Source organism: Ensifer adhaerens (assembly GCF_013283195.1).
Lineage (GTDB): Bacteria > Pseudomonadota > Alphaproteobacteria > Rhizobiales > Rhizobiaceae > Ensifer > Ensifer adhaerens_G.
Window position 1 is genome coordinate 1,159,348 of record NZ_JABEKT010000001.1, and the last position, 24,237, is coordinate 1,183,584.

A 24,237-nucleotide genomic window follows, 5' to 3' on the forward strand; every position below is an offset into this window, starting at 1 on the left:
AATGGCGCCGTGGCCGGTAGGGATCGAGGAGCGAGGCAGTGGGATATGAAGACTGACGTAGTGGTTCTCGGCGCCGGCATCGTCGGCATATCCACCGCCATCCACCTGGCGCGGCGCGGCAAATCGGTGGTGCTGCTCGATCGCCGCGGTGCAGGCGAAGAAACATCCTACGGCAATGCCGGGCTCATCCAGCGCGAGGGTGTGTTTCCCTACGGTTTCCCGCATGATTTCGGAGCGCTGTTCCGCTACGCGCTCAACAACACCATCGATGCGCATTACCACATCCGCGCCTTGCCGGGCCTGGTGCCGTTCCTGGCGCGCTACTGGTGGCATTCGGGTTTCACCCAGCACCAGCGTATCGCCCACATGTATGCCCCGCTGATCGAACATTCGATCGTCGAGCATGAGGATCTCATCAACGCATCCGGCGCCGGCGACCTGATCCGCAAGGACGGCTGGATGAAGGTCTTCCGCACAGAGAAGGAACGCGACGCCGCCTACAAGGATGCGGAGAAACTGTCGGCCGGTTTCGGCGTCAATCACCAGAAGCTCTCGACCAGCGAATTGAAGACGATCGAGCCTTCCATCAAGGCCGATCTCGTCGGCGGCCTGCGCTGGAGCGATCCCTGGTCTATCCGCGATCCGCACAGCCTCAACAAGGCTTATCTTGCCTATTTCCAGTCGCTCGGCGGGCGTCTCGTTTCCGGCGACGCGGCAACGGTGGAGCACATCCTTGAAGGCCCAGGCTGGCGGGTGGCAACGCCCGAAGGTCCGCTTGAGGCGCATGAGGTGGTCGTTGCGCTTGGCCCCTGGGCCGATACCGTGACGCGCAAGCTCGGCTACCACTTCCCGCTTGCCGTCAAGCGCGGCTATCACATGCACTACGGAACTCAAGAGGGCGCACAGCTCAACAACTGGGTGCTGGACGCGGAGAAGGGCTATTTCCTGGCGCCGATGCAACGCGGTATCCGCCTGACGACGGGTGCGGAGTTTGCCTGGCGCGATGCGCCGAAAACACCGGTGCAGCTCACCCGCGCCGAGCGCGTGGCGCGTGAATTCTTCCCGCTGGCGGAGCGCCGCGACGAGGAGCCGTGGATGGGCGCTCGGCCCTGCACGCCCGACATGATGCCGATCATCGGCAAGGCGCCGCGGCATCAGGGCCTGTGGTTCGCCTTCGGGCATGCCCATCACGGCATGACGCTCGGGCCTGTCACCGGCCGGGCACTCGCCGAAGCCATGACCGGAGAGAAGACCGTGATCGATATCGCGCCCTATCGGCCAGAGCGCTTCTTCTCCTGATCGTTGTTCCGATCGACAAAAGAGGCCGGAAGCATCGCATCCGGCCTCTTTGCATTTGATCTGCATCCGCGCAGATGGCGCTCTAGGCGTTGGTGCCGCCGTCGATGGTGAATTCGGCACCGGTTACGCCCCGCGCGTCCGGGCCGGCGAGCCAGGCGACGAGAGCCGCCACTTCGTCCGCATCGTTGAAGCGGGGGATTGCCATCAGGCCGCGCTGCGGATCCGCATGCGCGCCATCCTGCGGGTTCATGTCGGTATGGGTCGAGCCGGGATGGACGATATTGACGGTGATGCTTTTCGGCCCGAGGTCGCGCGCGACCGCCTTGGTAAAGCCGACGAGCGCAGACTTGCTGAGCGCATAAAGACTGATGCCCGGAAAGGGGACGCGCTGGGCCAGATTGCTGCCGACCGAAATGATGCGCCCGCCATCCGGCATGTGTCTGGCCGCAGCGCTCGTGGCCAGCACCACCGCCTTCACGTTGATGTCCACCGTGCGATCGAAATCCTCCGCCGTTACCTCAGTGATGGCGGTCGCTTCATAAATGCCGGCATTGTTGACGAGAATGTCGATGCGTCCGTACCGTTCGACGACCGCCTTGACGGCGGCTTCCACCGCCTCGCCGTCGCGGTTGTCGGCACGAATGGCGAGCGCCTTGCCACCCGACTGCTCGATTTCGGCAACCAGCGCATCGGCCTTGGCCTGCGATTGGCCATAGGTGATGGCAACAACGGCCCCCTCGCTTGCCAGCCGCCTGGTGATCGCCGCACCAATGCCGCGCCCGCCGCCTGTCACCAACGCTATCCTGTCCTTCAAATCCGTCACGTCCAGCTCCATATTTGTAGTGATCGATACATATAAAGATGGCGACTTGCTTCATCCTGTCAAGTCATTTATGTATTGATCGATACAAAATGGAGTTCAGGCGATGTCCAACCGCGGCCGACCCCGCACCTTTTCGCGCGACGAAGCGCTGAGAAGTGCCATGGAAATCTTCTGGGACAAGGGTTTCGACAACACTTCGCTTGCCGACCTGACACGGGTTATGGGGCTCAATCCGCCGAGCCTCTATGCCGCCTTCGGCAGCAAGGCGAAACTCTTCCTGGAGGCTGTCGATCTCTATGGCCGCACCGACGGCGCCGGCATCTGGGAGTTTCTCGACAGCGCGCCGACGGCAAAGGAGGCGGTCCACGACCTGTTGCGGCGATCGGCCGAGAATTTCACCCAATGGGCAGAACCGCGCGGCTGCATGGTCGTGCTTTCGGCCCCGCAAATGGAGGGTGGTGAACCGGCGGTGTGCGACGGTCTGAAGGCCCGACGGTTGGAAAAGCAGGTCGCCTTGCAGAGCCGCCTCAAGCGCGGCGTGGCGGAGGGCGATCTTCCCGAAGGCACTGACTGCGATGCGATTGCCGCCTATGTGACGGCGATCCAGCACGGAATGTCGATCCATGCCCGCGACGGGGCGTCGCGCCAGACCCTCATGGCGATCGCCGACTGTTGTGCGGCGGGATGGCACACAATGGTGGCGGGCGTAACGACGAAGGCTCAAGGGTAAAGTCGGCCGGTGACGCCTTCGCAGGCGTCGGACCGCCCACCTGATCTTCAATCCGCATGGATCCTACCCGACTAATGTGCCAGCCCGCGCGCCCTTGTCATTTCGAAGGACGCAATAGCAGACCTTTGCCGGAAGAGATGCTTCCGGCAAAGGCAAAGCATGGCGACAGAACCGTTACTGCGCCGGTGCAGGCTGTGTAGTCGTGCCATCCGTTGCCGGCGGCGTCGTACTCTGCTGCGGCGTCGCTTCCGGAGCGGTCATCGTTCCGCCCGACGGCGCGGTGGTCGTGTCTGCCGGCGGCGTGGTCGTCGTATCCGTTGCTGGCGGGGTCGCCGTCTGGCCTGATGTCGACTGGTCTGTCGTGGCCGGTGGCGTCGCCGTTTCCGTCGTATCCCGCGACAGTTCGGCCGGCAGCCAAGCGATCAGGGCGAGCACGAGGCCGGCAAGCAGGATGATGACGAGCGGCCAGCTGCTACGCCCGGAGCGGACCGGGGCGGGATCGTTTGGCAGCGGTGTCGGCTGACCTGTCACCGGGTCGACGAGCGGCTTTTCCTTAAACTCTTCATGTTGATTCATCGCGTTTACATCCTTTCTGGGCGTCCACCGGCTATGGGTGTTGTCTGGCCGAAACGGCCTCGCAAGGACCGGGGACCGGATTGTGCGGCCGCAAACTGTCGTTGCGAACCTGCATGCTCGGCTGGACGCGCTCTGCAACAAAAACGCGCGAAAACTTGCAATGTTCCATCGGGTACAACCGGTTGGATCGCGCACGCTTTACAGCCCGCTGTTTTCGCTGCAAGAAAGTCGTCTCTTTGGGGGGGGGCGATCATGACGCTTGAGGCATACCGAAGCGGAACCTTTGTCGGACGTGTCTGGCGCTCCGATGTCGACGGTCCGGCGCTCGTGACCATCAGGGATGGCGCGATTGTCGACATCACCTCGAAACTGGCGCCCACCATGCGCGACCTGTTGGAGCTTCCCGACCCGATCGCCCATATCCGCCAGCTGGATGGTGAACGGCTTGCGTCGGTGACGGATCTGCTCGCGAGCGAGGGAGAGGGCGCAAGAATTCGGCTGCTTGCCCCCTGCGATCTCCAGGCGGTGAAAGCCTGCGGCGTCACCTTTGCGCGCTCGATGATCGAACGCGTCATCGAAGAGCGGGCGGCCGGCGATGCCGCTCGCGCCGAGGCGATCCGCGCGCGCGTCACCGCCGTTATCGGCGATAGCCTGCGCAACCTGAAGGCCGGTTCGCCCGAGGCGGCGCGCGTCAAAGCCGCGCTGATTGAGGAGGGCGTCTGGTCTCAATATCTTGAGGTCGGCATCGGCCCGGATGCGGAGGTTTTTACCAAGGCGCAGGTGTTGTCTTCGGTCGGCTCAGGAGCGGAGGTCGGGCTCCATCCGATCTCGCGCTGGAACAATCCGGAGCCGGAAATCGTGCTGGCCGTCGCTTCTGATGGCGGAGTCAAAGGGGCGACGCTCGGCAACGATGTCAACCTGCGCGACGTCGAGGGCCGCTCCGCCCTGCTGCTCGGCAAGGCAAAGGACAACAATGCCTCCTGCGCCATCGGGCCCTTCATTCGCCTGTTCGACGAGACCTATACGATCGATCATGTCCGAAGGGCCGAACTCGAATTGCTGGTCGAAGGCGCCGATGGCTACCGCCTGAAGGGAGCGAGCAGCATGGCAGAGATCAGTCGTGATCCGCTCGACCTCGTTGCCCAGACCATCGGGCCGCATCATCAGTACCCCGATGGACTGATGCTGTTCATGGGGACCCTGTTTGCCCCGGTCGAAGACCGCGACGAGAAGGGCCAGGGTTTTGCCCACAGGATCGGCGACGTCGTGACGATTTCAAACGCCGAACTCGGCAGCCTGACGAACACCGTGCGCCTGTCGACGGACTGCCCGCCCTGGACCTTCGGCACGGCCGCGCTGATGCGCAACCTCGCCAGGCGCGGCTTGCTTTAACATCGCCCTTTGCTGCTTGCCCATGCAGCCTGAAACCAGCGTCCAGATCAGCCGCTTGGCAAGGTGGCCGGCCTAAACGACGAAAGGCCCGCCGATCTTCATCGGCGGGCCTTTCGTGCGACTGTACGGCTTAGGCCTGGCTGTTGTCTTCAACAGGTGCGTCCGGTCCGTTCTTCTTGATCGAATCGATGGCGTTTTGAGCGCTGGCCTTGCTTGAGTAGCCTTCGGTCGAAAACATCACTTCGCTGTTGTACTTGAAGCGAACCCGGTACTCGCCGGCCTTGTCTTTGTAGATCTCGAACTTATGAGCCATGTGCCCTCCCATATGTAACGGTGAATCACGCAAGGACTAGCGTGGCAGTTGCAAGCGGCGTTGACAAGATGTCGGCGGTCTCATTCAAATCGACACGTCCGCTTCATGTGGTCTTGATGAGCGCATGGCTGGTTGCGCAATTTTCGCGCACCAACCAACTCCGCACTGGAAAGGCAGAACCCACGATGAGCACGGAGACCGACGCCCGCTTCTGGAACCGGACGTCGCGGGCGTACGCAGCCGGCAAGATTGTCGACCGCGCTGCATATCAGTGCACGTTGGAGCGAACCCGCGCGCTGTTGAGATCAAGTGACAGGGTCCTCGAGCTTGGCTGCGGGACCGGGACGACGGCACTCGAGCTTGCCGGCCACGTATACAGCTATGTCGCGACGGATCTTTCGACCGAAATGATCGCGATCGCCGAGCAAAAACGGGTCGTCGACCCCGTCGCGGGCTTGAGCTTCCGCACCGCGACCGCCGACATGCTGTCACCCACCGACATGCAGTTCGATGTCGTCATGGGGTTCAACTATCTGCATCTGCTGCGAGACCTGCCCGGCACGCTCGGCCGTATCTACGCCCTGCTTGCAAGGAACGGCCAGTTCATTTCCAAGACACCTTGTGTCGGCGATATGAACCCTCTCATCCGGCATGCCCTGTTGCCGGCGATGCGCGCGCTGGGCAAAGCGCCCTATACCGTCATCTTTCGGGCTGCGGACCTGTGCCGGAGCATCCATGCTGCGGGCTTCGATATCGTTGCAACGGAAGATCACGCAGCCAGGGGTAACGACAACAGTCCCTACATCGTGGCGCACAAGCGATGATTGGAAGTTCGATGCGGTCGCGTTCGCAAGTGTTGCCGCGCCGGAGCCTGCGATCCCGGGCTTGCCAAGCATCACCTCATTGATTGCGCACCGGGGCTTGGAGCGGCCGTGCCGGCCATGGTGGCAAGCCCGGTTCGGCAGAAATTCGTCGCGATGTTCGGCATGCGACGTCCTCGATGGACGCCGAAGCCGTTGCCGCACACCGAATGGCCCTGCGGTCAGAATGACCGGGTGTTGTTCGACCAGATCGGTCCCAGGCGCTCTTCTTCCTTGATGCTGTTCGTCCCGTAGGAGAACCGCAGGCCACCGAAGACGGTGCTGGTGTCGCCCGACACCGAAGAGCCGAAACCGGAAATCTCCTCGTTGGCGTACTTGTAGCCGCCGAACACCGTGACCGGGAAGTATGCAGGGCGATAGTTGGCCGTCAGCTTCAGGCTACTGATGTCGTAGTCGATGCCGCTGTCGGTGATGCGGTCGAGCGCGCCGTCGAGATCGAAACGTATATGGTCGGTGGCATAGACGCGGGCGCCGAGCGCGACCATGTAATGATCGGCGTCCAAACCTTCCCACCGCGCCTGGCCGTAGCCGGCCGCGCCGTGAATGGTCCACGTATCCTGGAAATAAGCGCCTTCGATGCCGCCCATATAGTCGTTGATGTGGCTGTCGAACCCTGCATCGAGACGCGCCGCCTGAACGAACGCGCCGACGGCATAGACACTGTCGCGGTAGTAACCGTGCAGGGTGCCGCTGTAGCTATTCGTGTTGGTGTCCTCGATCGAGGCGCTGGTGTAGCCGAGATCCGTCTGGAGATTGAAGCCGCCGCCCGCGTCGAAGTTGACGGCGCCCCGCAGCGCCCAGGCATCGGCATCGATATCTCCGGGCGAATCGACGACGCTTCCATAAGCGCCTTCGATGTATCCCGTGACGCCAAGAGACGGTTGTTCGACCGGTGCCTCATAGTAGTCGCCCGTCCCGACCAGCGGCCCGTCAATATCGGCTGCTGCTGCGAGCGGTGCGCTCGACAAAAGAAAAACAAGAAAACTGTTTGCCCGAAACATCTGCCCACCCCGCTGGAAACCCTGCCGAAGAGTAAGCAAACATCGTTAATGCAATCTGAAGGCGTATCGAGCTTGCACGGCATCTGACGTGAAGGCAGCGAACGCGTTGGTGTCTTTTTGAAAGAGGCGCTCAAGGCGGCGGCGCAGTGCGCGCAAAACACACGCTTGCCGGCGCGATCATGTTACTGCACTTGTTTTTGAAAGAGTTTGGCTGGGGAACCTGGATTCTCACATGATTTCAATAGCTTAGTGGAGAAGCCTTGTAATTCCCTCTTTTTTCCTGCCGCGAGCGACCGTGGATGCCACCTTTGTGCCCTGGCTTTGGGCATCAGTCAACAGGACAGTCGAGCGGCAATAATTTCCGCGTTCCGGCGCGAAGCTGTCGTCTGGCCATCGCCTTATAAACCTCTGTTAATTCCTGCTCATGATTTGCGTCCCGCCGCGTTCCAAAGGTAATCGACAAGCGCCTCCAGGCGGGCGGGTTGCCATCCGGAATGGCGCGCACGTTGCTGACCGAATGTGTCTGTCGAATGCGCTCGGAAGACGGATGAAGCTTTCTCCGGCAGCGTTGAGGATAGAAGATCTTTCTCACGTAGACCGCCGTTGGCAAAGCGGAGAGGGGGTCAGCCAGTTAGCCGCGGCGCTAGATTTGAGATGTCGGCCAGGTGAACCCGAAGTGAAAATGGCCTACGTAGAAGTGGCGATGCAGGAAATCCAAATCTTGTTCCCACTCACGGATTGCATCCTCCCGGGACCCGTCTTTTCGCCGCTTGCTGTTCCTGCAGAACGCCGCGATCGACACAGCCATCTTCTGGAGCCGGACAGACGACCCGTTCGGCCCCCATTCCAACATATACGCACGATCGAACACAGGTGGCAGTGTCGCTTCGAACACACGGCGCAAGATGGCCTGCCTGACCTGAGCGGGCTCGCCGTGGGTGTGCCCCACTCGGTATTCGAGGTAGGACAGCATGCCCTCGGCCTGCGACTTTTCAAGCCCTAGCCGGCCGTTGCCTCCATTGGCGACCGTTGTTGGCCACTTGAAGCCTTTGACGTCGGTGCTCGACGATCCGCGGCGTTCCCATTCCTTTGTGACCTTTATTACGGCAGCCTGCGCGCTGGCATGACTGGTCTTCTGCTTGGGATCGCCGATAATCCGTAGTGCGTTCTTCCAGAGGATCAGAAGATCCGGCATTGACATTGTTTCCAGGTTTCTAGGCACGCGGGACTGCCCACAAATCCTAGCGACGGGAAGCTCGCTCTTGTTGTTCGCTTTCGGCGCTGTAGGAGAAGCCAGCGGCTTCGGAGGCTTAACTTTCGGTTCCTCCATCACGGGAAGTTTGAGCTGTCCGGATTTCACACGGCTCGCCACATCGTAGCCGAGGTGCAGGAGCTTTCCCCGACGCTCGACGAGCTTTTCGTTGACCAGTTTCGTCAGGGCGGAGGCGAAGGTGCGCTGATAGCTCGGCTCCCCCGTTGGCGTGCCATCTGTTTTCGCATGGGCAGGTGGGTAACCTAGGCCCGAAGCCACAACTGCCCCAAGCTCATGGTAGCCCAGAACCTTTCCATTCAATTCTCTGACGATAAGGGACAGTACTGAGGCGATCGGCGGAGGTGCGGGGGTAAACGACCCCTTCGCGGATGCAGAAACATCGGACTGTTGCGACACGGAAACGTTCGATGAGCTGGCCGGAGAACCGACCGCTGGCGCGGATTCTCCGCCAATGTTGATTGCAGGGATTCCAAGAAGGGTGACGCGGCCAGAGGCGGAGATGTCAATGTCCAGATAAGGATGATGCTCGTAATAGCTTACCACGGTGCCGTTTTTCTTCATCGCGGCAGCAAAGGTGATCATGTCGTACCAGCGGACAGCCCGCTCGCCATAAGGTAGCTCCTCATCCAACGACAGGCGAACGGCACTGCCGATGGCAGATGTAGCTGCCGCGCGGCGCAGTTCACGTATCAGCCTTTCATGAGCGCCACTTTGCGTGCTGCAATCGCCATCTGAATTAATACCAATGCCACCCATCTAGCCTCCCGACCGAGCATTAAGAACCAATACAACATACGGGCCTGATCTATTGCTATCTTGGTTGACGACATCTTCACACTTAATTGATTTAATTCCGATGACGTCAGATTTACCAAACCGAGCTGCCGCATTTAGAAAAGTTGTTAAGTTCTAGGCCATGGAAACTGCCGCACGAAAGGCCGGCGCTGCTGGCGGTGACATCCCAGGTTCACTTGAACTGGCTCTCACCCGAGCGCCTGCCGACCTCCTTCATGAGCTGCGCAGGGCTTGGGGTCTGAACCGATCGGGTCCCATCTGGGTCGTTGGCCGGGTATGGGTCAAGTCCCTGACGGATGGGCGCGAACTGTGGTTTCTCGACGACATCGAGCATCCGGAAAGTGGCGCAGGTCTTCTATACCCGACACTTCCAGGCGTGCAAGGTCGCGACGACCCTGAACCATCTGCCGCATTCATCCCGCCGGGCCCGTCCCGTAAAGTGATAGGTCTGCGTGACGCTGAGGCAGGCAAACAATGGGCCGTCGCCGAACTTGAGCTTTCATCTCTTACTGAACGCCGAAAGCGCCGAAATCCATGGCTCCTCAACGTACGCTCGGGCACAATGCGACTTCTGGCTGACCTTCCGGCCGAATGGCAGGTCGCAGTATCCGGCTCTGAAGCCGTAAGGCGAATCTCGGCCTTGGCGCGGCATGAGATCGAGAGCCACGTTCGCAAGGTGGTCCTGCAAGAGGACCAGGAACTAGCCCGTCGGCATGCGGACAACGTCGAGACGCTAAGCAGGCTGGATGGGGATCGACGCCAGGCACAGGATAATGCTCGTGCGGCCAGGGCCAAGATTGAGGCGGACCTCGCCAAGCATCGCCAACGCCGCGACGAAGCTGAACGCAGTGCCGCAGATCTGCAAGTCCAGCTTGGCATCGAGCAAGAGCGGTTTGCCGCGTACAAAAGCACCGTGGAGCAGGAGAAGCAGCTTATGGAAATCAACTATCGCCGGCTGACGGATCTGCTCACCGAGAAGGGCAATCGGCTCGTTGCCCTGGGACTGGCCGATGCCGAAGACGTCGCTGCGCTCATACCCCAGATGACGGGCCCGGAAGATGAGCGATCTGGCGTAGGTTTCACTGACGCCCTTGCCGGTGATTATGCCCGCCTCGCGCCATTGCTCCAAAGCAGGCTGGCTGAAGCCGGCCTGCTTTATTCTCAGGCCCAGCTTCGCGACTTTCTGGCGTTGTTGCGCACTCGCGACCTCATTGTGCTGGCGGGAGACTCCGGTTCTGGCAAGACGAGCCTGGTGCGTGCGGCCGCGGCAGCGATCGGAGGTGTCTGCACGGTAATTCCGGTCAAGCCCAACTGGACTGGTCCCGAGGACCTGCTCGGCTACTATAATCCGATCGAGCGAAGCTATCAGGCCACGCCTTTCCTTCTCGCACTCCAGGTCGCATCGCGCAGTCCTCACGTGCCGCATTTCATCTGCCTGGACGAGATGAACCTGGCACGGGTAGAGCACTACTTCGCCGATTTCCTTAGCTTGCTTGAGAGCCGCTCCACGTCACCCGAGATCCACTTGTACACGGCCGACGAGGAACGTCACGTCGTCGTGGAGCAAGGAATCTTCCTAGCCGTGGACGCTGAGGCGCGCCGCCGCACGGGACTTCCTGATACTGCAACGCTGGAGGAAATTCTCCGTCACGACCAAGCCAACGCCGAACTTCATCGTCTCGGAGGCCTGGCGGACAACGAGTCCGTGCTGGTGCATCATACCCGCCTACGACGCTCGCTGGCGGCCCAGCTTCGCATGCCCACCTCGCTTACTCTTCCGTCGAACGTGTGGATCCTTGGCGCAGTGAACATGGACGACACGACGCATCAGCTTTCACCCAAGGTGCTCGACCGTGTGCAGGTACTGCGTTTTCGGAACCCCATGCTGGCCGATTGGGACGCAATCGAGCGAGAAATCCGGGATGTCGCGTCAACGCCGGCCTCTGTGAAGGCCTCCTTGCGAATGATGCCACACGAACTCGGTCAGCGTGCCGACTATCCTGCTTTCGATCGCAGCGACTTAAATGTGGCCTTCCTTTTGCGGATCGCGCGGCAGTATCTGGACCCGCTGGGGGTGGAATTCGGACTGCGCGCCGTGCGCCAGTCCCAGGGGTACATCGAGGCCGCCACTGCTGCCGGGATCGGCTCAGATGAGGCGTTGGACAATGTGGTCAAGCACAAGATCCTGCCGAAGATCGCGTTTGATTCTGCGCGCCCCGCCGGCAATGGGCGGTCACGACGCGAACTTCTGATGGATTTGAGCGCCGAATTGGGCAAGCGATTTGAAAATGCAGGACTCGATCCAGACACAAGCAGCGTTGCGGATCTGGAGCGCATGATCAAATTTGCCGAGGGCAACAACGGCATCGTCAACTACTGGCTGCGCTAAGCCGTGCCATGGGGGTTTTGGCGCACTATCTCGATATTGAATGGCAGGCTCCAGGCGTAGCGCGCCGAGTGGAGGTGTCGACTTATCCCATCGAGATCGAGACCGCGCCAGATGGTACGCTTCATGCCGAAGTATCGATTTTCCGGGACTTTGCCCCATGGGTTGGCCTTCAGTTGTCAGGTGCTCTGGCTGGCGTCGAGCCGTGCACAATCAACGCCGAGAATGAACGCTTGCCGTGGCTGCAGGTGTCCGACGGTGGTGACCGAATGTGGTGGATCCCCGAGACAGGCTGGAGCAAGGCCGGCAACAAGCATGTCTCGGAAATGCATCGCTCGTTCGGTTCGTTTTCAGTCGAGCTGGGCTCTCGCCAGAAGCTCATCCTCGACGCCGTGGCATTGGAGCTCGATCGTGCGCATGCCCAGGAATACCTTGACGATTTCACAGATGAACTCGTTTGGCTTGCGATAGGGCGCCCGACCGGCGCATTGGGCGAGGTGGGATCGGACAACAGTCGTGATCTGCTGTTTGCCCTCAAAGGGTTCACTGACGCCGCCAGCCGCGTTCTCGAGCATCCGGCCCGCGAAATCCGCGAAGTGACCGGCGTAGTAGCAACGGCACGGGTCCGTCCCAATTCGGAGACTTTCCGCGCCGTGATGCGTCGGCCGGGAGCTCGAAGCTACCCGGGCCGAACAGCACAGGAAAGCGCCGACATTCCGGAGAACCGCTATCTCCGTGGCCTTGTCGAGCACTGCCGCCGCCTTGCGCGATCCCTCGCCCGCTCGTCCAGCCACCATCAAGCCCATCTTGCTGCCAGAGCAGTGCGCGAGAAATCACGAGCAGCCGACCTGCTGGCCGTGGAGAGGGTCGCGGTCGATCCCGAGATTTTTGACAACCAGCTTTCTGACATTCGTAAGCGCCTCGATTCCATAGCTACCTGGTCCGGTTCCTCGGTCGCGCCAGAGCCAGGCGAGCGACAATACCGGTTCACCGTCGGCAAGGAATTCAAGGGAGACAGAGGGGCTGCCAAGGAATTTTTCTATCGCAATCCCGATCGCGATGACCGTTATGACGAGCGCGAAGGCATTATTTTCAGTGTGGCGCGGCTCCCCGACGATCTCCATGACTTAGTGATTGCCGCATGCCGTTTCGACAAGGATATCTGTCTAGACCTAACGGGGAACGCGGTCATCACCACCTTCCGGACAGCTAATGGCAAGGTAGGTCGCCGAGCGACTTTCACGCACATATCAAATGCTTTTCCCCATTCGCCGGTACTTGTGCGTCGCGAGACCGCGCGATCCCGATATGAACGAGATGGATGGCATCGGCCGATAGGCCGCACGGAGCGTGAAGAATATCGGCTTGAAGCGAACACGGCACTCACACGCGCCGGCCATTTTGCAGAGCGCGTTGAAGGTAGTGCGATCGTCTCGTCTGAACTGAACGTCGTCGCAAATTCACTCGATCAGCAGGACGCGGCATGGGAACATCTCAGGGTCGTTTCCAGCTCGAAATTTCCGCTGGGGATGCGCTTTTTTCAGGCGCCGATCTACGCCGCGGCACTGGCTACCTACCATAGGGTCTCTGAATTGGAAAAACGCACAGGTCTCAGCGGAGATGTTCTCGACAGGCTGGGGCGCATCAACACGCTGCACGCCAGTGCGCTCTACGAACGCTGGTGCCTGATCAAAATTATCGGCATCCTGATGCAGGATTTCGGCTTCGAGCCACAGGGGGGCTGGGTGCAGCATCTGGTCACGTCCATATCGCCAGCCGGACAGCCAAATGACGCCGGTTTTTCACTGAGCTTCACGCGGGTACATCCGAGCATGACCGCCCGCCTCGATGTTGAGCCCACGCTGGCTAATGGTCGTCGCCCCGACTTCCGCCTGCGCTTCACCGTCGGCGGCGCCCCGGTTTCGAAGAGCGGTGATGATGAACGGGGCTGGGGGCGTCGCCGGCCTATCTTTCGAGATGTGACACGGCCGCAGTCCGGCCTGGTCATGGACGCCAAGTTTCGTACCCGGTGGAAGCCAGATGAGCTTCCTTCGATGTTGAGGGTACTGGTCGATACGAAGAAGTACGGCCAAGACGGCGACCGCGTCTTTATCCTCCAACCTGCGAAGGCCGCTATCGCACACCAGACCTCTCCGCTCGGCTGGAGCCGGGATTGCGATTATGGGCAGGAACATCCCACGGGACACGCTCACGGCAGCATTCAACTTGCCGCCGACCCTATATCTGGCGCGGCGTCCTTGACCAATCTGCGACGCCTGATCGCTCTCCAGCTTCAGCAGGTGTTTCCGGAGCTCGAGGTCGGAGAAGTGCGGGATGGAAACGGCGACGGGAATGCCGGGCGTTGGAGCAATACTACCGAAAATTGCCGATCGAATTCCACCTTCTGTATCGCCTGCGGAGAGGCGCATGAGCCAGCGGACGTCAAGCCAGATCGGACCGAAAGAGGAAACCGAAAATGGTACTACAGTTGCAGCCGGTGCGGCACTGGCACCATGCAGACGCGCTGTTTCGGCTGTGGGACATTTTTGCACAAGAACGGCCTACAGATGACCTACCATCTGACCGTCGCCGATCAGATCTCCAACGTGGTCTGTTATGAGTGCGGCGCGGGCTTTTGACTACTGGTGGGAAATAATTGATGTGAGCCAGTACTTCAGGTTTGATCGGATTTTCGCTGAATGGTGCTATCGGCCCCAAACGACGGTCGTTGGTCACGGCTTGTTTGGGGGCGGTCGAACAAGGTCCCCAGCCGCTTTTTCTACAAAGCTCCAAGCGTCGGTGGGATCTGAAGAATATCACATATTTGACGCGAAATCGCGCCAACTGACTGTAGAAACGTCACTTTTTGGGTGAAAAGTGACGGCCAGCAAACGGCGGAAATGGGACCAAAAAGTGCTTGCTTGGGGGGCTTGGATTCCTCCCCCATTATTTCAACGACTTAGCTGAAAATCGTTGAAATTCCCTCTGTTTTCCCATCGCGAGCGACCGTGGATGCCACCTTTGTGCCCTGGCATTGGGCATCAGTCAACAGGAGAGAGCCAGCGGCAATTATTTCCGCTGACCGACCTTGCGGCAAGGCGGCCATAACGCGCCCGGCAAGATTGATGAAGCCGTCGGTAGGGAGCAGTTACTTCAATGCCTCAAAGATGAAGAGCAGCCGGGTCTGGGCAAAATCCGACTTCTTGACCAGAAGCCGCTGCTTTTCGGCCTCGCGTCGATAGACCTGCATAATTGACTAGTTTCGTCCCCTAAATCTAATCCTCCACGGTGAAGCGTCATCGTGGGCGGATCCGCCCCGATCGAGTTGCGTTACGGGTAAAAAAGAGACAATCATAGCGAGATTACAGTATCCGCTAGATCGTGTTGCAGTAATGGGCAGACTTTCGAGGTGGCTTAGAGGGGAAAGCCTTGAATCCATTAGACTTGGTATCGGGAGCGCCGTGGCAAAGCGTCGCGTTTACGACCTATGCGTTGAGTCTGTCGTTTTTCGAGTCAGTTGTCCTTGATCGTCTAGTCCGAGGCGGCAGTCGGTCGGCTCTCATCCTCGCAGATCCCGAAGGGGTGCGATCGGGACTCAGCGAGGAAGGCGCTCGACGTGCCGGTCGCGACTACGACATCGAGCCGGTCGGCTGCACAACGGGCGTCTTTCATCCAAAGATAAGCGTCTTCGCGTCTGCGGACGACGCCCATATACTCGTCGGTTCGGGTAACCTCACATTTGGCGGTTGGGGAGGCAATTTGGAGGTTGTAGAACACCTCCATCCAAGTTTCGCCTCAGACGCGATGGCCGACGCGGCAGACATGTTCGAGCTACTCGCCATGTCCGAACGCATTCAGACGGCGGCAGGCCCTGCTTTCATTCGATTGGCAGATACTCTTCGCGCTGCGAACCACACCGGACCAAGGACTGGCGCGGTACGAATTATCCACAGCGTTGGCGGCTCCATCGGCTCGGAGATCGCGCGGTTTGCTGATGAACTCGGCGGTGCCCGAAGGATTACTGTCGTATCCCCTTATCACGACCTCGATGGGCGCGGAGTCGACGCTTTGTCCGACTTGTTGTCGTGCCACGATGTTCGACTACACGTTCATGAAGACGGCAACGTTCGTGGGATTGGAGCGGTCTCGTGGCCGTTTGAGGGAAAACGCAAACGCGACGCAGTCGAAGTCCCACTACCGTTCAAGGCTGATGGCCGTCTTCTTCACGCAAAGTCAATCGAAATCATGTGCCAACGAGGGAGGTTGTTGGTAGCAGGCAGCGCCAACAGCACCCATGCTGGGTTGTTCGGGGCAAACGTCGAGGCGTCGGTCCTTCGTATCCAACGGCAAACGTTGATGGGGTGGAAGACGTCTTCCGCGGACGTACCGCAACGACCAGACGCGCAGGCGGCAGACGATGGTGAGGAGACCACAGGCGGTGTCGGTGTTCTCCGGGCTTCGCTTGAGGGCGGCGCGATAAAGGCCACCGTAATTACCCCTAAGGTCCGTGGCCGCGTAAAAGTCTGCGTGCGAACAGTTCGGAGAACTCGCGAGCTTGGCTATGCTGATATCGATTCGACTGGCCGCCTGAGCATTGAGGCACATGGCCTCGAACAAGAGGCCTGGGAAATTGGGCGTCTTGTTCTTCGGCTAGAGCAGCAAGAGACGGTGGTCGAAGGGTTCGTTGCCATCACTGTAGCAACAGAGTTGGTTCGAAGGGCGGGTCCGATGGCGACTCGTCTGTTCGCAGTCCTTGCAGGCAATGAGACCCCAGCAGACGTTGCAGCCATGTTGGCATGGTTTCGTGAGGATCCTAACAGATTGCCTCGCGTAGCGAAGGAATCAACGGCTTCCGCAGGGGGCGACGAAAACAAGACTCCGACATTCGTGAATTTTGAAAGCCTCGATGGTTCGATTGAAGACATTCGTCACGAAGCCAGCGGGAATGGTTCGGCCGCTTGGAAGAACGCTATGGCATTGCTACGCTCGGCATTTTCGACACCGCGCGGGCCCTGGAACTCCGAACGAGATGACGACGCCGACGACGACGATAAGAAAACAAACGCGAAACGCACTAAGGAAAATGATCAGCAGAATGCAAAGTCGATTGAGCATTTCGAGGCTCTGCTTCCCAAGATGCTCGACTCGAAAAGTTCCGTAGCAGATCCTTTCCTGGCCCTCACTCTGACGCATTTTGTGGCTGATCGAATACGACCGCCGTCTGTGAAAGTACGATCTTGGATTAGTCAGATACTGCCCGCTATAACGTCCTTCAACGGCGCGGCCGCTGATCAGGCGTTGGCGTCCTTCTTAGTATATTACGGGACGGATGTCGCACCGAACAGTGCTGCAAGGGCGAGGCGTGCCCTCCTACTTCGGGACGTTGATCTAGGCACGCTGATCCCCGGCATCTTCGAGTCCATACCGGCCTTCATGGAGTTGCTTGCGCAAGATCTCAATCCAGCGGAGTTCATTGAGTGCATTATTCGCTCCAAGACCGGTGGCGAGGAAGTTCGTGCCTATCTGCTTGCGGCCGCCGCAGAGGTGCCTTTCGAAGGCTCCGTGCTCTTGTCGAAGTCGGACCAATGGGTAAAGCTTAAGAAGGCCCTGACCGATCGAGACCTTTTCGGCAAGTTCTCCGTCTTCAAGACACGGCCCTCTGGCTGCCCGCGTTGTCGCATGAATTTGCCGTTGGCGCGCTCCGCCGACCTTCGTCAACTCGGCGTCACTGAATGCTGCGGCCGTATTATTCTATGCGAGGAAATCTGATGCCGGCGTCGCTAACCGAACTTCTTGAGGAAGCGGCTTCGAGAGAGGAGCCGCAGATCGCAAGCAAAATTGCCATAAGTCCCGGCGGCGTCGACCCTCTAGGACTCCGCCAGATCAATTTTGGGCTGATGGACCGAGTGTTTCCGAATCTGAACAACGTAGCCCGGCATATCAGACCTTACGTCATCATGGCTTGGGCATGGAGGAGAGTTCGCCGTATTCTGGAGAGCGACAAGAAAAAGGGCGCTACCGACTTCGAAATTCGCGACTTCGTAGATCGGATCGAAGCAATCTACGCCTGGTCACAGTTTTTGGTCGATCCAAACGCAGACCTTCCAGGAGCGGTCGCGATGCGGGAATTGCTTGATGCTGAAAGTTATGTTTTCGGCGGGGAGGAGTGGGAGCGCCGACGGGACATGCGTCGCTATTCCACGGGTCTCATCTCTCCGCTGAACTACGGGCCTAGCCTGCAAACAATGGGCTGGATCAAAAGGGCAGATGAAGGAGTAGGCGTCTTCGTTACGCCGCAGGAGTTGGATCCTGTTCTTGACGCCTTCGAGCGGAAGTTTGAAGGCGAACTCGATCATCATGCCTTTAGTCGATTTGGCCAGGTAAGGGTAGGTCGCAAGGACGCTGTACGGTGGGGTAAGCTGTGGTCAATGGAGAAGCCTCTCAAGGTAGAGTGTGATGCATTGTACGAACGGCTCGGAGGATCGAAAGCGCCTGCTGCTCGTCAGGAGGGGATCGCGCTTGTCCTTGCAGGTGTTGAAGATCTCGGCATCGAAGATTATGACGTCAACGAGATCAGGGCGCGCATGTCGGACCCGCCGAATGTGTGGGACACCTCTGACACGCGCCCGGCCATCGCGTCTGATTGGCGTGCGGTTCAGGTGCGCCAAGTTTTCCGTCTCGCCTTGGAAGGACTATTCTTTTGGACCGTTGAAACGCTCGGTGACGGGCCGATGCACAGCCGGGCACTGGCCGATGAATTCATTGCCCAACTAGACAAAGCGCAGATGCCAGAAACGGCCTCCACGTGGCTGTTTTCGTCGCGGGCGAACAGCAATCCAGTCAAAGTCCTCGATCTGATCAAGGCCGCTTTGCGATCACGGAACGGAATAGCCCCGGCAGTTCTCGCCGGATTGCGCCACAGCTTGCGAGAAGCGCCAGCCGAGGCCCTGGAGTTCGAGGCCTTTGATCGCCTGCCGCTCGCTCGGGCTCGCAAAGAAGCCGAGCAATGGCGCGATTTGACTCCGCGGGAGTTCTTGGTCCGAGCGATCGAGACATGGGTAATGGCTCAGCACACATACTGGTGTGTCAATCGAGGAATGGCCGACGCACGCGGACGCGGCAAGACCATCCTGCGACTTCGCATTGTCATGGATGAGGGAGGTTGGACCCAGACGCCGGGTACCACGCTCGGTAACCCGCCAGAGGCCACCCCCGATCGTTTGGAAACCGCGCTAAATCTGCTTCGGGAATGCCGCGTATTGTGAGGAAAGATGCTCTGGGCTCAAGATGTTACGGCACTGCCGACCATATGGTGCGGAGTTGAAAGCTGTTACCTGGTCTTCGATGCCTGGGTGGTTGCGCCCGGATGAACATCATCAGTGAGCGGAAATTATTTCCGCTTCTCTCCTCCATCAGAACGTTATGCGCGCGAAGTGATACGCTGAATGCGTCATCCTCGCCTAATCACATCTAAACCTTTGAAGTGGGGCGGCATTTTCCACAATGTGATGATCGAAAACCCAATTGTACTTTCACTCCCTGCTGTCTATCGTAAAAAAGTTCTTGTCGTTCAGATAGTTGGGCATCTCGATGAAAGCGTTCGAATTTGATCACCAGTTAATAGGCGCCTATGAGCACTTCTCGCGTTCCTTCAGCGCGATTCGGGCACCTGACCTGAAATCCGAGATCGACGCGCAGTACGACGCCGGAAAGTTCTGGCCTGATGCCCTCCTATCACTCAACCCGTGCTTTATGGCTGGGCCGACGGTCGATGAACTCGTCGCCACAGGTGACCTTGACGAGGGCACAGGCAAGGTCTTCCGGTTCGGAGCTACACCACTTCGCTTCCATCGGCACCAGGCCGAAGCGATTGCGAAGGCGAAGCAGGGCAAGAGCTACGTTGTCACGACCGGCACAGGTTCGGGGAAATCCCTGTGCTTCTTTGTGCCAGTTGTCGACGCAATTATCCGTGCTCGTCGCGCAGGAAAACCGCGCCGGACGTCAGCAATCATCGTCTATCCGATGAACGCCCTGGCTAACAGCCAGATGAAGGAAATTGACAAGTTCATCGCTGGTTCTGGTTTGCCTGACGATTTCAGACCGGTGGTAAAGCGTTACACTGGTCAGGAGAGCCGAGAGGAACGCGAGCGCATTGCCGCCAACCCGCCAGATATTCTCCTGACAAACTACATGATGGCCGAATTGCTGCTGACGCGGCAGGACGATCTGGACTCGCAGGTAATCGCAAACGCATCCGGCCTCGAGTTCATCATTCTCGACGAATTGCACACCTACCGCGGACGCCAGGGAGCCGATGTCGCAGTCCTAGTTCGGCGTCTGCGTGATCGATGCTCTCCTGACAAAGAACCAATCTGCATCGGCACCTCGGCAACGATGGCATCCGAGGGATCGGATGAGAGCCGCGCACTTGCTGTCGCGAAGGTCGCATCACGACTGTTTGGCACCGAGATTGGACCGGATGCGGTCATCGACGAGTCCTTGCAGCGTGCCACAGATGACACCTTGAAGACTGAGCACGTCGTTGGCGCCTTGAGCAAGGTCCTAACGCAGCCCCTCCCGGACGCACTCGACGACGAGACCCTGAAGCACCACCCGCTCTCAGTGTGGGCGGAGCTGGAACTCGGATTGGACGACGGGCTCGAACTCCGCAGAAAAAGGCCGATCCCGTTCGAACAAGCTATTGAAAAGTTGTCGCTGGCCACTGGGGTCGACGCCGAAACCTGCCGCGACTATCTCGAAACGTTCCTGACCCGCATAAGTCTGCCTGAGAATGAGCGCGGCGGCGCAAAGGATGGTGCTTTTCTCGCCTTCAAGCTCCATCGTTTCATCTCCGGCGCAGGCGAAGTATTTACGACACTCACAGCCCAACCCCGGCGGATTCTTCTCGAGGGGCAGCTTGAGGATCCGGATGCGCCTGGCAACCGACTTTATCCGACGCGGTTTTGCAGAAGCTGTGGTCAAGAATACCACGTCGTGACGAAGGTCGAGGATGATGGGGATTTACGTTTTCTTCCCCGAAGCATTGATGACACCCCGCTCGATATTGAGGACGACGAGGTTGCCGGCTATCTCTGCCCAGTAAATGTCGACGATAATGACTTTCAGTTCACCGGGGAGCTTGAGGGTTACCCTGAGAGTTGGCGGGAGGAAAAGAATGGCATCGAGCGGCTGAGAGGCTATCGTAAGAAGCGTACCCCAATATCATACGCGGTGGGTGCAGACGGCCGCCACCGAACGGGCGGGAATGATTTCTGGTTCATCCCCGGGAGGTTCGCCTTCTGTCTTTGCTGTCATGACGAGCCCACGCAAGGGATGCGTGAACGCAGCAAGCTTGCAGGGCTCTCCGGCGAAGGGCGGAGCTCTGCAACAACGCTACTCGTGGCCAGTGCCCTGGAGTGGATGAACAAACCGGGCAGCGGCGTACCTGCGACCAAGCGCAAACTGTTGGGTTTCACAGACAATCGTCAGGATGCTGCATTACAGTCAGGTCATTTCAATGACTTCCTATTCGTAAGCCTATTGCGCGGAGCCATTCTTCGCGCGGTAATCTCCGCTGGCTCAGGAGGCCTTGCAGAAGACGAGTTCGGCCTTCAGGTAGTGAAGGCGCTTGGTTTCACCGCAGCCAACAAGGAGGCTAGGCAGCATTGGCTTCTGGACGCGAATGTTGGCGCCATTATCCGTGAAGACGCACAGCGTTCGCTCGCTAAAGTGCTCGCCCATCGTGTCTGGACGGACCTACGCCGTGGATGGCGCTTCACCAACCCCAGCCTGTCTGTTCTCAATCTGATCGATGTTAATTTCCTCGGCCTTGAGGAACTTTCTGAAGATCGCGAGCGCTTCATGGCCATCCATCCAGCTCTTGGCGATCTCGGCATCGATCAGCGGCAGGCTATTCTCAAGGCCATATTGTCTGCGATGCTCGAAGGCCTGGCTGTTCAGACCGAGGCCTTAGACCTGACCGTCCTCGATGGTGTGGCTCAGAAATCCCGTATGCTGCTTCAAGCCCCATGGGCAATTGACCAGAAGGAGAACCCGAGAGCACGCTCTTCCCTGGTCCTGCGTGGGGCGAGCAAGAATGTGGTCACGCTTCGCGAAGAACAAACTCTTCTCCGGGCTGGCCCCAATTCCAGAATCGCAAGGTTCCTGAACCGGAAATCCGTCCTAGGCGCGAAGCTGAACAAGGATGAGTATTACGAGTTCATGGAGGGAGTGCTTGCCTTCCTGAGCGATGAAGGGTTGCTTGTGTCCGTCGAGCTCGATGGTGACGTCACAGGCTGGCGCCTGTCACCATCCGCGGTCCGGCTTATCCCCGGGCCCGCGCTTTCTGATGAAAGCCAGCGCGGCAACCGATACTTCCATGACCTTTACACCGCGATCGCGAACGACTTTGGCGATGGGCGCAGTTCCTACTGGGGCCTGGAGGGCCGTGAACATACGGCGCAGGTATCGCAGAAACAGCGCGAATGGCGTGAATGGCGGTTCCGGTTCGAACAGGATGATATGCAACATCTCGCTACCTCGGAGTACCGCACGGAAATTCGAGCAACCGGCGAAACCGACCGGTTTTTGCCAGCGCTATTCTGCTCCCCGACGATGGAACTCGGCGTCGACATTTCCGCATTGAACGCCGTGTATCTCCGCAACGTACCGCCCACGCCAGCGAATTATGCACAACGCGCTGGACGTGCCGGACGGTCTGGGCAGGCCGCGGTTGTCGTGACGTACTGCGCTTCGGGATCTCCGCATGACCAGTATTTCTTCGAACGGCGCAATGATATGGTGGCCGGTGTTGTTCGGCCGCCCGCGCTTGACATCACGAATGAGGAACTTGTCCGGTCGCACCTTCATGCGGTTTGGCTGGCGGAAGCGAAATTGGCGCTTTCCCCAGATATTCCTGAAATCCTGGACCTTCACGGCGATAAATTCCCGCTGAAGGACGAGGTTCTGGCGGTAATTTCGAAGTCTACTCTTGTCTCTCAGGCGCGCGGTCCGATGGCGCGAGTTCTGAAACAGATTCTGGCGTCCGATGGTGGCAAGACCCCAATCTGGATGGAAGATCCGGACGAGCTCGTTCTTCACACGGCCATGAACGCGCCGAAGGCATTTGATCGGGCATTTGACCGTTGGCGTGAGCTCTACAGCTCCGCAAGAACGCAGTTGGCCGAGGCGAACAAGCGCTCGGAGATCACTGGGCTCTCGGGAGCGGACCGACGCAAGATCAAGGCCGCGCAGATGCAAGCCCAGGATCAAATCGCAATCCTCGAACAAGGCAAGGCCTCGAATGGATCCGATTTCTATTCGTATCGGTATCTTGCGACGGAAGGCTTCCTGCCTGGGTACAATTTCCCACGCCTACCGCTGTACGCGTTTGTACCCGGTGAAGGGAAAACCGGCACATTCCTGTCCAGGGCCCGTTTTCTGGCCATTTCCGAGTTCGGGCCGCGCAGTCTGATATACCATGAAGGCCGTGCCTACCGGGTTATGAAGGCTAAGCTGCCCCCCGAGGTACGCCAAGGCGATGGATCCGAATTGGCGACCAAGGACATCTACATTTGCTCCAACTGTGGTGCGTCCCACGAAGGCGAAGTGGAGCGTTGTCACGGGTGCGACAATCACATGGCTGGAGAGGTCCCCATCAAGAAGACGCTTCGTATCGACAATGTCGAAGCGGCGCCGACTGAGCGCATTACGGCAAACGATGAAGAACGGGTACGGCAGGGCTTTGATATCCAGACCGTGTTCTCCTGGCCGAAAAAGGATGGCCAGGTCCAAGTGAGCAACGCCAAGTTCGTCTGCGAAGAAACGTCGCTCCTGTCACTTCAATACGCCAATAGCGCCGAAATCAGCCGCTTGAACAAGGGCCTGAAGCGTCGAAGGGATCAGACCGTCTTCGGCTTCCACATAGATCCCAGATCCGGTTACTGGGCGAAGTCCGACGGCGAGGATGGTGACACGGATGTGCCGCCGGATGTGGTGAAACCGGTCCGAATAGTGCCAATCGTTCGCGACCGAAAGAATGCCTTGCTGCTCCGCTTTGAAAGGCCAGAACAATACGAGCCGGAAACGATCGCAACGGTCCAACATGCATTGCTGCGTGGGATAGAGGTGGTCTTCCAGCTCGAGGAAGGTGAAATCCTGAGTGAGCCGTTGCCCGCGAGAGATAACAGGCGAGCAATTCTCACCTATGAGGCGACCGAAGGCGGAGCCGGCGTGCTTACGCGCCTGATTGACGACGGAAAAGCAATCAATGAGGTCGCCAAGACGGCGCTCGGCTTGATGCATTTCGAAAATGTAGATGCTGCGATTGCGGCGGGGGATTCAGATCTGCTGCAGGAGAAAGAGGATGGGAGCTGCGTGCGTGGCTGCTATCGCTGCCTTCTCTCCTACTTCAATCAGCCAGACCACGAGCTGATCAATCGCGCGAGCCCACAAGTTGCGCAGTTCCTAATCGATCTGAGTCGCGGGGAGATTTCCCGAGCGGCAAAGGCAGCATCAGGCGCAGTGGTATCGCCTTGGCTTGAGGCGTTCGGAGCCGCTGGCATTCCTCAGATCGATACAATGCCCGTACGTTTCGGAGGCATTGAGTTCGAGTTTGCGTGGCGTGCAAGCATGGTTGCTGCGTCGACCAAAGAGCTGACATCGGAAGCTGAGGCGGATGCGATGAGCAAGGGCTGGGTTGTATACAGCTTGCCCGAAGTTTCGTCCGAAGGGCTACCAGACGGTTTCATCAAGAATTTTGCAGGTTGA

14 protein-coding genes are annotated in these 24,237 nt (G+C 59.0%); 9 read left to right on the forward strand and 5 right to left on the reverse strand.

All coding sequences use genetic code 11. The annotated features are described in order from the left end of the window. Positions 1-45: 45 nt before the first annotated feature. The gene (locus LPJGGPFB_RS05465) at positions 46-1,299 is read left to right on the forward strand and encodes an NAD(P)/FAD-dependent oxidoreductase (RefSeq protein ID WP_173419077.1); all 1,254 of its coding nucleotides are present in this window, start codon (positions 46-48) and stop codon (positions 1,297-1,299) included. A gap of 82 nt (positions 1,300-1,381) precedes the next feature. Here LPJGGPFB_RS05465 and LPJGGPFB_RS05470 read toward each other — a convergent pair whose 3' ends face one another. Beyond that, positions 1,382-2,128, reverse strand: coding sequence for an SDR family NAD(P)-dependent oxidoreductase (locus LPJGGPFB_RS05470; RefSeq protein ID WP_427858204.1), 747 nt, complete (start codon positions 2,126-2,128; stop codon positions 1,382-1,384). Between the two features lie 97 nt (positions 2,129-2,225). On the opposite strand from LPJGGPFB_RS05470, the gene LPJGGPFB_RS05475 reads away from it, so the two are divergent. Next, the gene (locus LPJGGPFB_RS05475; protein ID WP_173419079.1) at positions 2,226-2,852 is read left to right on the forward strand and encodes a TetR/AcrR family transcriptional regulator; all 627 of its coding nucleotides are present in this window, start codon (positions 2,226-2,228) and stop codon (positions 2,850-2,852) included. Between the two features lie 174 nt (positions 2,853-3,026). Here the strand turns inward: LPJGGPFB_RS05475 and LPJGGPFB_RS05480 are convergent, their stop codons facing one another. Then, the gene (locus LPJGGPFB_RS05480) at positions 3,027-3,428 is read right to left on the reverse strand and encodes a hypothetical protein (protein WP_173419080.1); all 402 of its coding nucleotides are present in this window, start codon (positions 3,426-3,428) and stop codon (positions 3,027-3,029) included. A 252-nt stretch (positions 3,429-3,680) separates the two neighbouring features. On the opposite strand from LPJGGPFB_RS05480, the gene LPJGGPFB_RS05485 reads away from it, so the two are divergent. After that, on the forward strand, positions 3,681-4,820 hold the full coding sequence (locus LPJGGPFB_RS05485; protein ID WP_173419081.1) for a fumarylacetoacetate hydrolase family protein: 1,140 nt from the start codon (positions 3,681-3,683) through the stop codon (positions 4,818-4,820). A gap of 130 nt (positions 4,821-4,950) precedes the next feature. Here LPJGGPFB_RS05485 and LPJGGPFB_RS05490 read toward each other — a convergent pair whose 3' ends face one another. Then, the gene (locus tag LPJGGPFB_RS05490) at positions 4,951-5,133 is read right to left on the reverse strand and encodes a YegP family protein (protein ID WP_053250386.1); all 183 of its coding nucleotides are present in this window, start codon (positions 5,131-5,133) and stop codon (positions 4,951-4,953) included. Between the two features lie 185 nt (positions 5,134-5,318). Here LPJGGPFB_RS05490 and LPJGGPFB_RS05495 point away from each other — a divergent pair, with 185 nt between their 5' ends. Further along, positions 5,319-5,957: a class I SAM-dependent methyltransferase gene (locus LPJGGPFB_RS05495; protein ID WP_173419082.1), complete on the forward strand. Its 639-nt coding sequence runs from the start codon at positions 5,319-5,321 to the stop codon at positions 5,955-5,957. Between the two features lie 218 nt (positions 5,958-6,175). Here LPJGGPFB_RS05495 and LPJGGPFB_RS05500 read toward each other — a convergent pair whose 3' ends face one another. Further along, positions 6,176-7,015, reverse strand: coding sequence for a porin family protein (locus LPJGGPFB_RS05500; protein ID WP_173419083.1), 840 nt, complete (start codon positions 7,013-7,015; stop codon positions 6,176-6,178). Positions 7,016-7,658: 643 nt separating this feature from the next. Further along, the gene (locus LPJGGPFB_RS05505) at positions 7,659-9,044 is read right to left on the reverse strand and encodes a hypothetical protein (protein WP_173419084.1); all 1,386 of its coding nucleotides are present in this window, start codon (positions 9,042-9,044) and stop codon (positions 7,659-7,661) included. 160 nt (positions 9,045-9,204) lie between these two features. Between LPJGGPFB_RS05505 and LPJGGPFB_RS05510 the strand changes: the two genes are divergently transcribed. The 5 genes from LPJGGPFB_RS05510 to LPJGGPFB_RS05535 all read left to right on the forward strand — a co-directional run bounded on the left by LPJGGPFB_RS05510 (position 9,205) and on the right by LPJGGPFB_RS05535 (position 24,237). Then, the gene (locus LPJGGPFB_RS05510) at positions 9,205-11,472 is read left to right on the forward strand and encodes an McrB family protein (RefSeq protein WP_234902769.1); all 2,268 of its coding nucleotides are present in this window, start codon (positions 9,205-9,207) and stop codon (positions 11,470-11,472) included. Positions 11,473-11,480: 8 nt separating this feature from the next. Continuing rightward, positions 11,481-14,108, forward strand: coding sequence for a hypothetical protein (locus LPJGGPFB_RS05515; RefSeq protein WP_173419085.1), 2,628 nt, complete (start codon positions 11,481-11,483; stop codon positions 14,106-14,108). Between the two features lie 790 nt (positions 14,109-14,898). After that, positions 14,899-17,238, forward strand: a complete 2,340-nt coding sequence (locus LPJGGPFB_RS05525; RefSeq protein ID WP_173419086.1) for a phospholipase D-like domain-containing protein — start codon at positions 14,899-14,901, stop codon at positions 17,236-17,238. Continuing rightward, positions 17,238-18,734, forward strand: coding sequence for a septum formation inhibitor-activating ATPase (locus LPJGGPFB_RS05530; RefSeq protein WP_173419087.1), 1,497 nt, complete (start codon positions 17,238-17,240; stop codon positions 18,732-18,734). The genes LPJGGPFB_RS05525 and LPJGGPFB_RS05530 overlap by 1 nt, the downstream gene beginning before the upstream one ends. 325 nt (positions 18,735-19,059) lie before the next feature. Continuing rightward, positions 19,060-24,237, forward strand: coding sequence for a DEAD/DEAH box helicase (locus LPJGGPFB_RS05535; RefSeq protein WP_173419088.1), 5,178 nt, complete (start codon positions 19,060-19,062; stop codon positions 24,235-24,237).

Excerpts from the sequence above, each read along its gene's own strand:
- LPJGGPFB_RS05465 (WP_173419077.1), top strand. The coding sequence starts at position 46 with ATGAAGACTGACGTAGTGGTTCTCGGCGCCGGCATCGTCGGCATATCC.
- LPJGGPFB_RS05535 (WP_173419088.1), top strand. The coding sequence starts at position 19,060 with ATGAAAGCGTTCGAATTTGATCACCAGTTAATAGGCGCCTATGAGCAC.
- LPJGGPFB_RS05475 (WP_173419079.1), top strand. The coding sequence starts at position 2,226 with ATGTCCAACCGCGGCCGACCCCGCACCTTTTCGCGCGACGAAGCGCTG.
- LPJGGPFB_RS05515 (WP_173419085.1), top strand. The coding sequence starts at position 11,481 with ATGGGGGTTTTGGCGCACTATCTCGATATTGAATGGCAGGCTCCAGGC.
- LPJGGPFB_RS05485 (WP_173419081.1), top strand. The coding sequence starts at position 3,681 with ATGACGCTTGAGGCATACCGAAGCGGAACCTTTGTCGGACGTGTCTGG.
- LPJGGPFB_RS05510 (WP_234902769.1), top strand. The coding sequence starts at position 9,205 with ATGGAAACTGCCGCACGAAAGGCCGGCGCTGCTGGCGGTGACATCCCA.
- LPJGGPFB_RS05490 (WP_053250386.1), bottom strand. The coding sequence starts at position 5,133 with ATGGCTCATAAGTTCGAGATCTACAAAGACAAGGCCGGCGAGTACCGG.
- LPJGGPFB_RS05495 (WP_173419082.1), top strand. The coding sequence starts at position 5,319 with ATGAGCACGGAGACCGACGCCCGCTTCTGGAACCGGACGTCGCGGGCG.
- LPJGGPFB_RS05505 (WP_173419084.1), bottom strand. The coding sequence starts at position 9,044 with ATGGGTGGCATTGGTATTAATTCAGATGGCGATTGCAGCACGCAAAGT.
- LPJGGPFB_RS05500 (WP_173419083.1), bottom strand. The coding sequence starts at position 7,015 with ATGTTTCGGGCAAACAGTTTTCTTGTTTTTCTTTTGTCGAGCGCACCG.
- LPJGGPFB_RS05530 (WP_173419087.1), top strand. The coding sequence starts at position 17,238 with ATGCCGGCGTCGCTAACCGAACTTCTTGAGGAAGCGGCTTCGAGAGAG.
- LPJGGPFB_RS05480 (WP_173419080.1), bottom strand. The coding sequence starts at position 3,428 with ATGAATCAACATGAAGAGTTTAAGGAAAAGCCGCTCGTCGACCCGGTG.